Consider the following 15,728-nt stretch of genomic DNA (forward strand, 5'->3'; position numbering starts at 1 on the left):
AGACCCGCGCGGAGGACGGCGCTCAATGCACGCGATGGCCGGGTTTGGCGCCCTCGTCCGGCGCTAAGAGGAAGATTTGGCTATCGCCCGTCCCCGCCGCGAGAATCATCCCTTCACTCACGCCGAAACGCATCTTGCGGGGGGCCAAATTGGCCACGCAGATGACGAGTCGGCCGATCAATTGCTCGGGACGATAAGCCTTCTTGATGCCCGCGAAAACCGTCCGTTGCTCCTCGCCGCCCAGCGAGAGCTTTAGCTTGAGAAGCTTGTCGGCGCCGGGGACCTCCTCGGCCGAGACAACACGGGCGACGCGGAGATCGACCTTGGTGAAGTCGTCGATGGAGATCGTTTCGGCGACGAGCGGTTCGGCTTGGAGCGGTGCGGCATCGTCGGCGGAGGGAACTGGGGCACCGGGGACGTCCGCCGCGCTCGCGGCGGGAGTGGGGGCATCGCCTTCTCGGCTTTCCGCGGTCATGGCTTCGATTCCTTCCTTCGGCACGCGCGTCATCAGGTGAGTGTACTTCTCGACTCGCCGTCCGGTGAGCGGTTCCCCTGCCTGCCTCCACGATACGATCGGATCATTGAGCAACCTGCCGGTTTGCTCGGCCAAGCGGGGGAGCACGGGGGCCAAATAGACGGCGATTTGGCGGAACAGATTCAGGCCGACGGTGCAGGCGTCGCGGAGGGTCTCGCGACGGGCGGGATCTTTCTTGAGATTCCAGGGCGCGGCTTGTTCGATGAAGCGATTGGCCCGGTCGCCCGCCGCCAAGATGATGCGGATCGCCCGCCCGTAGTCGCAGGTCTCGTAGGCCTCGGCGACGGCCTCGCCTTCGGCGGCGGCCTGCGCGAACAAACCGCCGTCGTCGGGATACGCGGCCGAAAGCGTGTCGCCCTCCAAAAACCGGGCGGTCCGACTGGCCAGATTCACCACGTTTCCCACCAGGTCCGAATTGATTTTCTGTGCGAACTCGTCGAAATTCAGGTCGATGTCCTCCACCCGCGACGAGAGCTTGGACGCGTAGAAATACCGCAGGTAGGACGGGTCCAAATGCTTCAGGTAGGTTTCCGCCCGAATCAACGTCCCCTTGGACTTCGACATCTTCTCGCCGTTGACCGTGAGGAATCCGTGGATGTGAACCTTCTTGGGGAGGTTCAAACCGGCGGTCTTCAGCATGGCCGGCCAAAAGAGGCAGTGGAAGTAGGTGATGTCCTTACCGATGAAGTGGTGGATTTCGCTTTCCGGATTCCACCACCAGTCTTCCAACTTCTCGCCGGTGCGTTCACACCATTGCAGCGTAGATCCGACGTAGCCGATGGGGGCGTCGAACCAGACGTACCAATAGTTGCCGGGACTGTCGGGGATTTCGAAGCCGAAATAAGGGGCGGGCCGCGAGATGTCCCAATCCCGCAACGGTTCGTTGAGGAAATGGCCCTTCAGGTAATTCGCAATCTCCGGTTGCAGGTGATCGCCGCCCTGCGTCCACTCTTCCAGAAAGTCGTGGAGCTTTTCGATTTGCAGGAATAGGTGGATGGACGACCGCAACTCGGGCTTGGCCCCGGAAATCGTGCTGACGGGGTCGATCAAATCGGTGGGGCTGTAGGTGTAGCCGCAACGATCGCAACTGTCACCGTATTGGTCGGGCGCCCGACAGGCCGGGTTGGGACACGTGCCCTTGACGAAGCGGTCGGCCAAGAACACGCCCGCCGTGGGATCGTAGAGTTGCGTCACCTCACGTTCGACCACGAGGTCGGCCTTCCGCATGGCCTTCCAGAACAGTTCGCACATGCGCCGGTTCTGTTCGCTGTGCGTGCTGCCGTAGTTGTCGAACCGAATGTCGAAGCCCGTAAAATCGCGGACGTGCGCGGCGTGCATCATCTCGATGAACCGCTCGGGAGGGATGCCCTCCCGCTGGGCCGAAATCATGATCGCCGTGCCGTGCGTGTCGTCGGCGCACATGTACAGGCAGCGATGGCCGCGGAGATTCTGAAACCGAACCCAAATGTCGGTCTGAATGTACTCCACCAAATGGCCGATATGGATCGGCCCGTTGGCGTAGGGGAGCGCGCTGGTGACCAAGATGCGTCGTGGAGTCATGGGGGTCGCAAATGCATCGGGGCGAACCGCGACGACCCGCCGGAGGTGACGGTGGAACGCGGCAACGCCGGCAAACCTTTCCAAAGAAACGAGTAAGCCGGTATTCTACCCCCCGCCGGTTATTCTCGAAAGGTCGCCGCGCGATCCAACACAGGTCGCAGGTCCGCCAACCGGCGTCCACCGTTGCATTGCCCCGCCCAATCTCATTTGCACCGCCGGCTTACGCCACCCAGTTTCATTTCCACCGCCGGCTTACGCCGGCGGCTCTATATTTTGCTTTCAAGTTTTCACTGCCGGATTACGCTGGGAGCCTCCGGCGCTGACTCAGAGCTTACGGCGCCAATTTAGAGCCTCCAACGCAGACTTAGAGCCTCCGGCGTCAGCCGGAGGTGTTTCAGCGCCGCCCACGATCCACCGCCGTTTCAGGGCTTTTCGTCCGCGGGAAGAATCTCGGCGGCGAGGTCCTCCGCGAAGGGCGGCGTCGTCAAGGAATCGTCCGCGCTCGGGGACCACGGCGTCTCCTCAATCGCTTCACCCGTGCGCGTGTCCCACCAACGGACGAGGTAGCGTCCGGGCGGCAGGGACAAACCGGAGACAACGACCGGCTTCGCCTCGGGCGGCGGTTCGTGACGCTGCCGTGCCAACCACGACGCTTGGTCGCGAACCATCCACAGATAGGCGGCCCGATCCGTCTGCAAACCCAATACCCGGACGCCCTGGCCCGGCGCGGTCATCGCCGAAGGCCGCAAGTTCGGGTCGGACCACGGAATGCGTTGCGCGAATCGCGAGACCGGCAGATAGTGCGGATAGGCGTTCATCCGATCGAGACGATCCCACCACCAAAACATGACCGTGCCGGACGTCCCCGATACCGCCGATGCCCACAGCGATTGGCGGAAGTGCAGGAGTTCCGCGTCGTTTCGCATCTCGGGGTCTTCGCCCCAACGATCGTCGGCCAAGCCGAACTCGGCGATCAGGGCCGGCTTTTCGGGGGCATGCTGGCGGAGAAAGGCGGTCCGATCTACGACGGCGGCGGTGACGTCGCGAATGCGCTCGCGGTCGGTCGGCCGAAGATAATAGTGCACCTGCGCTATGTCCAACGCGGGGTGACGGCAATCCTTGGGCGAAGGGCCCCATGTGCTGGTGGCTCGGAGGTGACCGTACGGATCCGTCACCTTCAAGTAGTCGCCCAACTCTTGATAGAATCGATCGGTGGGTAAGCCGGGGTCCATCTCGTTCCAATACTCCCAAACTCCCACCGCCCGCGAATACCCCCAACGCGCCACGGCGTAGCGGAGCAGTCGTTTGGCGTCGGCCACCGCCGCATCATAGGCGGGATCGGCGGGATTCTTCAGTCGGTGCATGTAGAGGTCTCGTGTCAGAAGGCACAATTGCAGCACGATGCCGGACGCCTTCGCGGCCTCAACCAAGTGATCGAGTTGGGCGCAATCGAGCGGATGGTACCAACCCAGCACCGGCAGATTGGGGGCGGCCTCCGGGAGCAGGTTGGGACCGCCGCCGGCCTCGCGCAGTTCCAATCGGTACAGATAGACGGTTCCTTCAACGTCCCATTGCAATTCGATAGGGCCGAGCCACCAGGTGTCGCCGCCTGCGCGAAGGGGAAAACTCAGCGTCGTCCAGCGACCCGCCGCAGACGCCGGCACCTCGGCGGAGAATTCTCGGCCAAGGCATTTCCCACGAAATCGGCCCGGGTGGGAAGTCAGGAAGACCAACTCCAGGCGATACTCGCCGTCCGGTCGAACGGCGACGCGATGGGGACGGTCCGGTCGAAGCGGTCGCCCGCCCGGCCAACGGACGGCCTTCCGCGGCGCCGGCCCAACGATGCCGGCCGGAGTCGGCGGAGGGGGCGTTTCACCCGGCAAATCCACGACCGGCGGATCCCAACTCCAGGTCCGAGTCCAGGCACTCTTGCGGCCTTCCAAGCAGAGCGCCCAATCCTCGCAGCACGTCCAAACACGCAGAAAATTGGCCCCGTTTTCCGCCAGCTTGGTGAAGGCCCCTTCCGTGCGGCTGACATTGAAGTATTGACCTTCGCCGATGAACGCCAAATTCTGGCCGACGGCAAAAAAAGGCGTGCCGTCGTCCCAGGCCAGGAATCTAGGGTTTTCCTTGGCGATCCGAAGAAAGCCGCGACCGACCGAGCCTTCGCAGCGAAACGCCGTTTCGGCCGACACGCTCTCGCCCGAATCGTCCCGCAAGACGGCCCTTGCCCGATACGTCCCCTCCCGTTGCGGTGAGAATCGGACGTACCAGCCTGCCTTGCCGACGGGATGCCACCAGTCGTCTCGTCCTACGGTCCGCCGTTCGAACGGTTGCATCCAAAAGGCGGGGAGCCGAATCGTCGCGCCGGCGGGATCGACCAAGACGACATCCAACGCCGCACACTCCGGGTCGAACGGTCGGGCGTATTCGCGATCGCAGCGGACCTCCGCCTCGATTTTCTCACCGGCGGGCACCGTGTCGCGCGACCACACCAACTCCAACCGGGGCTTCGCCTCGGCGCTCCACGCGACGGAAGGTCCCCACGGCACGCCCAGCAAAGCCAAGGACGCAAGACGGCAAATCCATGACGACGCCGCGCGGCCGAATCGCCTCGAGGGCGCCAAACCGCCGCCGGTACGAGTACCGCTATGCTGGGAGTTGTTTGGGCGGACGCGCGGATGGTGCGAGCGGGTCAGTGGCAGCATCGTTAAACCCTCGCGTATGGATTGGGACGCTATCCGAAGGCGATCGGCGGGCCGGGGGCAACGCCGCAGCGGCGGAACGCGTGGAACGCCGGAACGTCGTCCAACGCCCCCACCGTGCGATTCGCCGCCCAGTCTCATTTCCACCGCCGGCTTACGCCGGCGGCTCTATATTTTGCTTTCAAGTTTTCACTGCCGGATTACGCTGGGAGCCTCCGGCGCTGACTCAGAGCTTACGGCGCCAATTTAGAGCCTCCGGCGTCAGCCGGAGGTGTTTCAGCGCCGCCCACGAACCACCGCCGGATTGGGACGCTATCCGAAGGCAAGCGGCGGTCCGCGGGCGACGTCGGGCGGCGCGCGGGGAGCGTGCCGGGTTCACACTTCGACGGCCTCGGTCGGCATCAGCGGCGAGTATTCGTCCAGGGACGGGAATTCGCTCAGGTCCTTGGCGATGGCGCTGCGGAGAAAAGAGTCCACCCACCAAAAGACGTCCTGTTTTCGGATGGCGGCACGCATCTTGCGCATCCGCGACTTGCGCTCGCTCACGGGCATCTTGCAGGCGCGGTAGATGGCGTCCGCCGTACCCACCACATCGAACGGATTGACCAACAAGGCGCCGATTTGAAGTTGCGAAGCGGCACCCGCGAACTCGCTCAAAATCAGCACGCCGTCGTTATCCACGTTCGTGACGCAGTATTCCTTGGCGATAAGATTCATGCCGTCCTTCAAAGGCGTCACCAGAGCGATGTCGGCCGCACGGTAGTAGCCCAGCAGTTCCTCCCGGGACAACGACCGGAAAATGTAGTGTACGGGAATCCATCCCGGGCGCGTGAATTGGCCGTTGATGCGTCCCACCATGCGTTCGATTCGAGCGCGGAGCCGCTTGTACTGCGGAACTCCCGTTCGACTGGGGACGGCGACCTGCACCAGGGTGGTCTTTTCGCGAAGTTCCGGATAGCGGACCAGGGCCTCGTAGAAGGCCGCCAGGCGGTACAGAATGCCCTTGGTGTAATCGAGACGATCGACTCCGAGGATGATCGTCCGCTTATCCAGATTTTTTCGGATAGCGCGGACCTTTTGCAGCACAGGCTCGCTCTTGGCCTGCCGCATGAATCCGCGGTAGTCGATGGAGATGGGAAAATCGCCGATCCGAACGTCGCGGTTCTCCAGCGAGGTCGAAGCCACGCGACCGCGACCGCGCCACACGACCTCCGGCATCAGGCTCCGCACGCAATCCATCAGGTTGCGGCGATCCCATGCGGTTTGGACGCCGAGCAGATCGTAGGCCAGCAGTCCGCGGAGGATTTCCGTTCGCCAAGGGATTTTGAGGAACATCCCCAAGGAGGGAAACGGGATGTGCAGGAAGAAGGAGAACATGCCGTCCACGCCCAGTTTGCGGCACTCTTCGGCAACCAACATCAATTGGTAGTCGTGGATCCAGATGAAGTCTCCCGGTTGACTGTGCTCGGCGATGGCCTCGGCATACTTGCGATTGACCGCCCGATAGGCCTCCCAATAGTCGGGATCGAATTTCGCCAAGCTGGGAAAATCGTGAAAGATCGGCCACAGGACCTCGTTGGAGAAGCCTTCGTAGAAGAGCTTGACTTCCTTTTTGTGCAGCGCCACGGGCCGGATACGGTATCCCAACTGTTTCCCCGCTTGCTCCATCAATTCGGGCAAGTTTTCGGGGGCCTGTTGGGCGTTCACGCCCGGCCAACCGATCCACGTCCCGCCGCGATTGCGGAGGACGGGGGCCAGGGCCGTCACCAACCCGCCGGAACCCGGTTCGAAAGTCGCTTTTCCGTCGGGGCCGGGCACCACTTTCAGCGGTAGGCGATTGGAAACGATCAACAATCGAGATCGGTAGTCATCCCGCATGACGACCCTCCTTTACACTCATCAACCAGCGCGTGAGGAATGCACGCACTTCCTCTTCGCCAGTTAAGCGGATATCCGCCAAGCTGGGTCTCGACCGGGCCGAAACCAGCACGTTCAGCCCCCGGGGACCGAGCGCCGCGAAGGCGTCCTCATCGGTGCGATCGTCGCCCAAGTAAGCGACGACCGGTGTGGTCTCGCGTTCCTCCTCCAAGACGGTGCGCACGGCACGCCCCTTGTCGGCCCCCGCGGCGCGAAACTCCCAACCGCCGTTGAAGGGGAGCAGTTGGAGCGGTTTTGCGGCGGGAGAATCGGCGAGTCGGCGCACTTCCCGCTCGGTAGCGGCGATTTCCTCGTTGGAAAGACCACGGACGTGCACCGCCAACGCGCCGGGCTTGCGTTCGCTTCGCGCCGCCGCAAGCGTCTTGCCGAGGCGATCTTGCAATGCGTCCAGGGCCTGTTCGGCGGCGGGTTCGGCGGGCAGGACGGCGATGCGGGCGTCCGGCAATCGCCGTTCGCGACCGTGCGAGGCCCAAACCTCCAGCCCTTCGAGGGGAAAGACGGCGGCCAGATCGTCGGCCGCGCGGCCCGTCACCATGATCACGCGCGTCCCGGACGACGAAATCGCCTCCAACAGCGAGGGCACCCAAGGATAGGGCACAGCCTCGGCGGGGACCTCACGAAACGGGGCCAGCGTCCCGTCGTAGTCGCACAGCAAAACCCCGCGCGCCCCGCCCGCCAGTCGGGCGAAGAAGGCGTCGATATCTACGTTCGGTTTCAAGAATTCCATTGCGTCATGTCGATGCGTTCCGAGTCGCGATGGAGGAGGAAGTTCATCAAGGTCAGATGTTCCCTGGCCAATCGCGACAAGAGGAAGTTCTCGCGCACATGGCGTTGTCCCGTTTCGCCCATCCGCGCCATGGACTCGGGATTTTGCAGGAGGTAGCGAATCCGCATCGCGGCGCCCTCCGGGGTGTTGACCAAGAATCCGGTGTGATAGTTGACCACTTGCAAGCGAATTCCGCCCGTGTTGCCGCCGATGACCGGTTTGCCCTTCCAGAGGGCCTCCGCCACGGTCAGGCCGAAGCCCTCCTTGGTCGATTTCTGGATGACGACGTGAGCGGCCCGCTGAAGGGCGTTGATGATGCGGTGCGCATCGGGCGGCAATTCCAGGATGAACACCGATCCCGCTTCGCTCTCGGCGGCGGCACGGACCTCCGCCAGAACCGCCGCTCCTTCCGGGTCGTCGTCGGCGCTCCCGCCCGCCAACACAAGCTGTGCCCGAGGGAAAAACGGCTTGACCATGCGAAAGGCCTGGATCACGCCCACCGGATCCTTGAAACGATCGAATCGCGAAACCTGGAGCAAGAGCGGTCGCTCCGGGTCCAGCCCGAAATCGCTCAAGACATTGGCGATGAACTCGTCCGACAAGTCGCAATTCTTGGGGCTGAAGGGATCGATGGCGGGAGCGATGAGGTATTGAGGGTGAGGCAATGCCCGCGCGAAGTCCGCCAACGAAAAAATGCTCGCTTCGTAATCCCGCAAGAACCGCCGCAGATAGTGCCACACCGCGCGGACGGGCCGACTCACGTCGATGTGGCAGCGCCAAATCCATCGGCCTTTGCGGTCCGGCGTGAAGTTCAATAGCGGCGCCGGCTGGGGATCGTGGATGACCACCAGGTCCGCTTCACGGAGCACGTCGCGCATCCGCTCGGCGTTTTCCGCGTTGACCCGCTCGTACTCGTGCAGTTCGTGGGGCGTGGGCGGTTCGCCTCCCCCTTGCAAGCAGTTGTGAAACTTCTTGGTGCACGAGAAAAACACGGGGTTGCCTTCGATGACATGCCACTCGACGGTCAAACCCAATTCGGTCAGCAAAGGGACTAATTGATTCAGGATTTCGGCGACGCCGCCGCCGGTTCGCGTGGAATTGACGTGCACGATGCGACTTCCCCGCAACGGCGCAGCCAATTGCTTCAACTGCTCGACGGCCTCCGGTCCCGCGGTTTCGCTATAACGTTCCAACAGACTGCTCATCACGCGGCGCCTCCGTAAATGCTCGCAAAAACTTCCTCGATCTGGCTCTTCAATTGTGTCAGGCCGCCGAAATACGGGTCGATCTCGGCCAAGCGACCGCAAAGCTCCGCGCACGGTTCTCCGAAATCGCGCAGCCACACCGAGAAGTCATCCGAATGGTCGGCGTTCCGGCGCCGCGCGTCGATGCAGTGGTAAAAAATGCAACCGGACGACAACCGCGGCAGAAGCCGATACAGGTCCTCCGGCGTCTCCGCCCGAAGGCCCGAATCGAAGACCACGATCCTCGAACGCAGGAAGTGGAAGGGGGCGCCGGCGGGAAGCCAGTTCAGCAGTTCCTTCTCGTCGATCCGCTCTTCGATCAGGTCGATCAACGTAGTCCGCAACACCTCCAGGTCGTCGAACTCCGCCGGGTCGATGATCGCCAGTCGCTCGGCCAAGACGTGATCGTGCAGTTCCCGCTGCACCCATACCGCGAAGTCGTTGCGGTACTCGGGGTCGTCGAACCGCGGTTGCAGAAGCCCGCCCCAAAAATGGTGATAGATGGAGTCGGAGGGAATCGTGCCGAGGATCGACTTCAGTTCGCCCAGGTTGGTCGCGTGCCTGCCTCCGGCCAGCGCGATCAGAGCGCAGTCTTTCACAATGAACGTCATTTCACTACCTTCCTTTCACTGCGTCGGGTTCGCCCGAACGCCATTCGCTAATGGTCGCAGACGGTGCATTGCGACCTAGCAGTGCGCAGACCCGCACGGAAGCGGGTGGGCACCTTTTTCCGGCACAAGATGTTTTCATGATTGGCCCGTCGCGAAGAATCGCGTCCCGCGGACCGACGAACCGCCGTCCGCGAGACGACGGCGATTCCTCACGGATACTCCGTCCGAAACCCGGAACCAGCCAAGCAGAACGACGGAGTGCAACGGCTAATGACCGGACATCAATGAGTCCGGAACCGATTTGGCTGACAGAGGACGGGCCGCACAGCCGAGATGGCGAAACTTGCTCTCGCGTGCGACATCGAACCATTACTTGTAAAGCATAGGGGTTGGGAACGCAAAAGTCAAATCGCGCTGCTTTGAATTCGGTACATATGTACATTATATTTTGCGCAGAATCAATATATCCTGACGGGCACAAACCACGGAGACAGGGAAACGCGGCCACGCAGAGGTTCTCTTTCGGCGGTGGGGGATGTTGCCCCGCGATGCTGCGTCGCGCAAAATGGATTCCGCCGTGTGATTGCGCAAGGCACGAATCGCGGACTCTCAACGAAGCAAGGAGTTAAGTCATGGCGCGACCCGTCACGATGTTCACTGGGCAGTGGGCCGATCTCCCCCTGGAAACCTTGCTCGGCAAGGTCAAGGAATTCGGTTACGACGGCGTGGAATTAGCCTGCTGGGGCGATCATTTCGAAGTGCAAAAAGCCCTGGAGGACGACGGGTATTGTGCGGCGAAGCGGGCGTTGCTGCAAAAGTACGGCATGCAAGTCTTCGCCATCAGCAATCACCTGGTCGGTCAGGCGGTCTTGGATATCATCGACCAACGGCATCAGGCGATTCTGCCCCCGCACGTTTGGGGCGACGGTGATCCGGCGGGCGTAAATCAGCGGGCAGCGGACGAACTGAAGGACACGGCTCGGGCCGCCCAAAAGTTGGGCGTCTCCATCGTCAACGGTTTCACCGGTTCCAGCATCTGGCACTTGCTCTATTCCTTCCCGCCCGTCTCGCCGCAAATGATCGAGGACGGCTTCAACCTCCTGGCCGAGCGTTTCATTCCCATTCTCGATGTCTTCTCGGAATGCGGCGTGAAGTTCGCGCTGGAGGTCCATCCGACGGAAATCGCGTTCGACCTCTACACGGCGGAAAGGGCCTTGGAAGCCTTGAAGTATCACGAGGCCTTCGGTTTCAATTTCGACCCCAGCCACCTGATTTGGCAGGGCGTGGACCCGGCCCAATTCATCCGCCACTTCCCCGACCGCATCTTCCACGTGCACATGAAGGATGCGATCGTCAAGCTGGACGGCAAGTCGGGCATTTTGGCCAGCCATCTCAACTTCGGCGACTGGCGGCGCGGTTGGGACTTCCGCTCTCTGGGACGCGGCGGCGTGAACTTCGAGGAGGTCATGCGGGCGCTCAACGACGTCGGCTACGACGGTCCGCTCTCCGTGGAGTGGGAAGACAGCGGCATGGACCGCGAGCACGGAGCCAAGGAAGCCTGCGAATTTGTGCGGAAGATGGATTTCCGCCGCAGCGAGCGCGCGTTCGATTCCGCCTTCGACAAGGAAGAGCAGACCAAGGCCTGACTCTCGTCCTCGCAGCGAAGTGACGTTTTATGGGTGAAACACGCGACACGGCCCTTCTCGCGGAGAGGCCGTGTCGTACTTTCTTGCCCGGGCGGGGGCGGCGATAGTCGTTGCCGGATCGCTTGCCCTGCCTTCGGGAAAGATGCGGTTGCGCGGAGGCGGCATGATTCTCTATTGCGTTCGGCATGGGGAAAGCACGTACAACGCCGAGGGACGCGTGCAGGGGCAGTCCGACGTCCCCCTTTCGCCGCTGGGTCTGCGGCAAGGGCAGGCGACGGCGGAAACGCTCCGCGCGGAGGGAATCGAGGCGGTCTTCAGCAGTCCCTTGCGCCGGGCCTATCAAACCGCCGAGTTGGTGGCGACCGCCTCGAAGTGCCCCCTATTCGTCGACGACGATTTGAAGGAGATTCACGCCGGGATTTTCCAGGACAAATTGCGGCGGGAATTGGAGGCCGACTTTCCCGATGAATATCGCCGCTGGATCGGGGGCGACATGGACTACGTGATCCCGGGTGGGGAGTCCCGGCGGCAATTGGCCGAACGGGGATCCGCGGCGCTGCGGCGAATCGCGGCCTCGCCCTATTCCAAGGTCGCCGTTATCGCCCACGGTCGCATGTTCGTCGTCTCGTTTGCCGCTTTGATGCCGCACGAGGCGCACCGCATACCGCGGGCATTGCAGAACGGTTCGATCACCGCGCTCGAGGCCGATCCCGATAGCGGTCGGTTCCGACTCTTGGACGTGGACCGGACGGAGCATCTGACGACGGTGGGCCTGACGGGGCGGGGTGATCTTTGACCGGCGAGGAGATCAGGCGTCCGGCGACGATTGCGCGACCGTCAAGATCAGAATCTCGCTCGGTTCGTCGAGCGGCGCGGCGAGTCGCACTTCCAACCGTGCCCCGAATCCCCAAACTCCGGAAACCTTGACGTTTCCCGGCGGACCTTCGATGATTTGGGCCTCCACGGCGGGCGGAGATTCGAAGGCCGGCCAAAAAGGAAGATGCACCGTCTGGTGGGTTTGCCCCGGCGAAAACTCCAGGCGATGCCACGCGGAGAGCACGTCACTGCCGTCCGGCATGCGCTGCCGCGTCCATTGTTGGGAGACGTCGGGCGGCGGCAAATCCTCCGCTTCCTCCTCCGCCGCCTCTTCTTCCTCTTCCTCCGCTGCTTCTTCCCCCTGTTGCTCTTCCCATTCCTCCATTTCTTCCGTTTGCTCTTCGGCGCCGATTTCCTCGCCCGCTTCCGGCGCGGATTCGCCTTCCGGATCGCAAGCGTCGCCGCTCCCTTCGGGAAGTTCGCAAGATTCTGCGGGCGACGAATCCGGAGCGTCGTTCGCATTGCTCGTGGCGCGGGAAGATTCCACCGTCGCCGCCGCGCGATGCGCCACGGTTTCCGCGGCGTCTGCGCGGTGCGATTCGGCTTGCTGCAACACCTCCGCTGCGGGAGGTTCCGACGGTTCGGGTTTGATAATTTTCCGGGCGACGAGGGAACGCAAAGACTCCGGCGGCGACGCCTGCCACAAGCCGAGCGCCCAGCTTTCTTCCGCGATCCACAGACAGATTCCCACTCCCAGCCAGAACGGTTGGCCGAAAAGGAGTAGGGCGACGCCCGCTAACGCCGTGAGGGAGAGTAAGGCGTGACCGACGGCGACCGTGCCGCGTGGGAAGGTGCGGCGTCGGGCCTCTTGCCTCCAAACAATTCGGGCGACGATGACGGCAAGGAGCAAGCCGCCGTAAACGGCGGGAGTTCCCCAAGTGCCGAAGGCGGGGAAGCGGAGCGTCAGCGCAGTCCGCCAGGCCAAGATGACCGCGCCCGCGGCGACCCAGAATACGACGCTGAATATCACGACACCCCGAGCGCGAGCATATTTTGAGCCGCCGAATGTTGACGATCGGTCGGCCATGCGGCGCGCCCTTCCAGGATCGGGGGCATCAACGGACGGCCATGCGACCGGCGGCCTCTTGCAGTTCCGCCGTGCGGTGCGTGCTTTCCCAGACGAATTCCTTCTCGCTCCGCCCGAAATGACCGCCCGAGGCCGTCTTCCGGTAGATCGGACGAAGCAGATCCAGATAGCGAATGATCCCCTGAGGCGTGAGGGGGAACAGGTCGCGGATGTATTGGCAAAGGCGTTCGTCCGGGACTTCGCCGGTGCCCTCGGTATCGACGTAGATGCTGACGGGATCGGCGACCCCGATGGCATAGGCCAATTGAACCTCGCATCGTTTGGCCAATCCGGCGGCCACAATGTTCTTGGCCACGTGCCGCGCCATGTAGGCGGCGCTGCGATCGACCTTGGTGGGATCCTTTCCGCTGAAGGCCCCGCCGCCGTGCCTGGCCCAGCCTCCGTAGGTGTCCACAATGATCTTGCGTCCGGTCAGACCGGTATCGCCGTGCGGACCGCCGGTCACGAATCGCCCGGTCGGATTGACGAAAAACTTGATGTCGCCGTTGACCAGGTCGGGCGGAAGGACGGGCTTGACCGCCTCTTCGATGACGAATTCCTTGATTTCCTTCTGCTCGACTTCAGCGGCGTGCTGCGTGGAGACCACGACGGTGTCGATGCGGACGGGTTGGGCGCCTTCGAACTCGACGGTCACCTGGCTCTTGCTATCCGGACGCAACCAATCCACCTTGCCCGCCTGACGCAGTTCCGTCAGTCGGTTGAGAATGCGGTGCGACAGCGCGATGGGAAGCGGCATCAATTCCGGCGTGTGGTCGATGGCATAGCCGAACATGAGGCCTTGGTCGCCGGCACCCTCGCGGTCCACGCCCATAGCGATGTCCGGACTTTGCCGGCGGAGGGAGACGAGCACGGCGCAGGTCTCGTAGTTGAAGCCCATGGCGTCGCTGTTGTAGCCCACCTCTCGAATCACGTCGCGGACCACGTCGGCGTAATTGATGGAGGCCTGCGTGGTGATTTCGCCGGCCACCACGGCCATGCCGGTCGCGACGAGGGTTTCGCAAGCGACGCGACTGGCGGAGTCTTCGGCCAGCAGCGCGTCGAGGATGCCGTCGGAGATGCGGTCGGCCAACTTGTCCGGATGCCCCATGCTGACTGATTCACTTGTGAACAAATACTTACCCTGCGCCACGGAGCCGTCCTCCAGAAAAAGACCCAATATCGAGATGCCTCGGGGAAAATGCCGTGATATCGGCGAAAGCCGGGGCCGCGGACGCTCGCCCGACCTGCGTACCGACGATCGCCCGCCCGTTTCAAACCCCTGATTATAGGTCCCTCCGGTAAGCTAGGGCAAGCCGACGCAGCGGGGCTATGGTACCCACGAATAGAAATGGCCCCTGATTCTCGCGAAGAGAAATGTCCCTTGCTAGGGGTTCAAGGAACTTGCGAATCGGGCGGCGGAGCGAAGGGCGGGGTATATCGTCGCAGGCGAATGTCGGGCAAAATATCCGTTTGGAATTCAATCAACAGTATTCAAGGCGCTTCAGCCTCACAAGGTGTAACACGGTTCGAGCGCACAACGTTTAACACAGTTCGGGCACGCAAGGCGCAAACGGAGGCCGACGGTGAAAGATCGGACATTTCCCTGCTTGCAACGGGCGGTTTCCGAGATCGGCTTGGGAACCTGGCAATTGGGCGGAACCGAATGGGGCGACGTCCCGGAGGCGGAGGCCTTGGACACGCTTGCCGCCGCCGCGGACGCCGGGATCACGTTTCTCGATACCGCGGACATCTACGGCTTGGGGCGGAGCGAAAGCCTGATCGGTCGCTTCCTCCGAGGGAGATCGGATCGGGATCGCTTCTTCGTGGCCACCAAATTGGGGCGGCACCCCGATCCGGGTTGGCCCGACAATTTCACCCGCGAGGTCGTCCGCCGACATACGGAGGATTCGCTTCGCCGATTGGGCGTGGATGCCTTGGACCTGACTCAAACCCACAGTCTCCCTTTGGAGGCCATGCGCGATACGCCGATCTTCGACGCACTCCGCGAACTCCGCGATGAAGGCAAGATCAAGGCCTTCGGCGCCAGCGTGGAAAGCGTGGAGGAAGCCCGATTCTGCCTCGGCGTGGACGGCATGGCCTCGTTGCAAATCATCTTCAACATCTTCCGTCAAAAGCCCATCGACGAGCTTTTCGACGAAGCCAAGGAGAAGGGTGTGGCGATCATCGTTCGGCTGCCTTTGGCGAGCGGACTGCTGGCGGGCAAGTTCACGCGAGACACCCAATTCGCCCCGACCGACCACCGCCGCTTCAATCGCGACGGCGAGAAGTTCAACGTGGGCGAGACGTTCGCCGGGTTGCCGTTCGAGACGGGTTTGCAGTTGGTCGATCGCATGCGGCCATGGTTCCCCAAGGGGATGAATCTCGCCCAGGCGGCTTTGCGATGGTGCCTGGACTTCTCGGCCGTGACGACGGTGATTCCCGGAGCACGGCGTCCGGATCAAGTCCGATCCAACGCCGCCGCGAGCGACCTTCCGCCGCTTCCCGGCGAATTGCACAATCGCCTGGGACGCTTCTACGAACGCGAGGTGGCTCGGCATATCCGCGGCAAGTATTGAGAGGCGAAGGCCCGACCGCACTGTGCCGAAGCGGAGGTTGCGTTCGCGATCGGCATCGTTCGCCATCCCCGCGGGCGAACGGTCCGGACGGGGCGAGGCGCCGTCCTGCCGCCGGCAAGCAGAACATCCGGGACATCCATCGCCGCATAGTGACAAGCCGCGCGCGGTTTGCTAGGATGTCGGCTTGCCGCAGAGGCAACAGGCG

General features: G+C 62.7%; 11 protein-coding genes. 3 read left to right on the forward strand and 8 right to left on the reverse strand.

All coding sequences use genetic code 11. From position 1 onward, the window contains the following. Positions 1-22: 22 nt before the first annotated feature. From metG to ACYQ6J_RS16860, 6 genes are all read right to left on the reverse strand, one after another. Complete coding sequence (metG, locus tag ACYQ6J_RS16835) at positions 23-2,095, reverse strand: methionine--tRNA ligase (RefSeq protein ID WP_460185357.1); 2,073 nt, start codon at positions 2,093-2,095, stop codon at positions 23-25. 422 nt (positions 2,096-2,517) lie between these two features. After that, on the reverse strand, positions 2,518-4,803 hold the full coding sequence (locus ACYQ6J_RS16840; protein WP_460185358.1) for a glycoside hydrolase 5 family protein: 2,286 nt from the start codon (positions 4,801-4,803) through the stop codon (positions 2,518-2,520). Between the two features lie 372 nt (positions 4,804-5,175). After that, positions 5,176-6,678, reverse strand: coding sequence for an alpha,alpha-trehalose-phosphate synthase (UDP-forming) (locus ACYQ6J_RS16845; RefSeq protein WP_460185359.1), 1,503 nt, complete (start codon positions 6,676-6,678; stop codon positions 5,176-5,178). After that, on the reverse strand, positions 6,668-7,465 hold the full coding sequence (gene otsB, locus ACYQ6J_RS16850; RefSeq protein ID WP_460185360.1) for a trehalose-phosphatase: 798 nt from the start codon (positions 7,463-7,465) through the stop codon (positions 6,668-6,670). Before otsB ends, ACYQ6J_RS16845 begins: the two co-directional genes overlap by 11 nt. Continuing rightward, on the reverse strand, positions 7,453-8,709 hold the full coding sequence (locus tag ACYQ6J_RS16855; RefSeq protein WP_460185361.1) for a glycosyltransferase: 1,257 nt from the start codon (positions 8,707-8,709) through the stop codon (positions 7,453-7,455). The genes otsB and ACYQ6J_RS16855 overlap by 13 nt, the downstream gene beginning before the upstream one ends. After that, complete coding sequence (locus ACYQ6J_RS16860; protein WP_460185362.1) at positions 8,709-9,359, reverse strand: DUF5752 family protein; 651 nt, start codon at positions 9,357-9,359, stop codon at positions 8,709-8,711. Before ACYQ6J_RS16860 ends, ACYQ6J_RS16855 begins: the two co-directional genes overlap by 1 nt. 632 nt (positions 9,360-9,991) lie before the next feature. Here ACYQ6J_RS16860 and ACYQ6J_RS16865 point away from each other — a divergent pair. After that, positions 9,992-11,005 (forward strand): sugar phosphate isomerase/epimerase family protein, encoded by a 1,014-nt coding sequence (locus ACYQ6J_RS16865; protein ID WP_460185363.1) that lies wholly within the window; start codon positions 9,992-9,994, stop codon positions 11,003-11,005. A 70-nt stretch (positions 11,006-11,075) separates the two neighbouring features. Next, a complete protein-coding gene (locus ACYQ6J_RS16870; protein WP_460185364.1) occupies positions 11,076-11,801 on the forward strand; it encodes a histidine phosphatase family protein in 726 nt (241 codons plus the stop codon). Between the two features lie 12 nt (positions 11,802-11,813). Here the strand turns inward: ACYQ6J_RS16870 and ACYQ6J_RS16875 are convergent, their stop codons facing one another. Next, entirely contained in the window at positions 11,814-12,908 is a 1,095-nt protein-coding gene (locus tag ACYQ6J_RS16875; protein WP_460185365.1) for a hypothetical protein, read from the reverse strand. A 28-nt stretch (positions 12,909-12,936) separates the two neighbouring features. Then, positions 12,937-14,097, reverse strand: a complete 1,161-nt coding sequence (gene metK, locus ACYQ6J_RS16880; protein ID WP_460185366.1) for a methionine adenosyltransferase — start codon at positions 14,095-14,097, stop codon at positions 12,937-12,939. 433 nt (positions 14,098-14,530) lie between these two features. Here metK and ACYQ6J_RS16885 point away from each other — a divergent pair, with 433 nt between their 5' ends. Further along, the gene (locus ACYQ6J_RS16885; protein WP_460185367.1) at positions 14,531-15,523 is read left to right on the forward strand and encodes an aldo/keto reductase; all 993 of its coding nucleotides are present in this window, start codon (positions 14,531-14,533) and stop codon (positions 15,521-15,523) included. Positions 15,524-15,728: the final 205 nt, after the last annotated feature.

Source organism: Thermopirellula anaerolimosa (assembly GCF_054657335.1).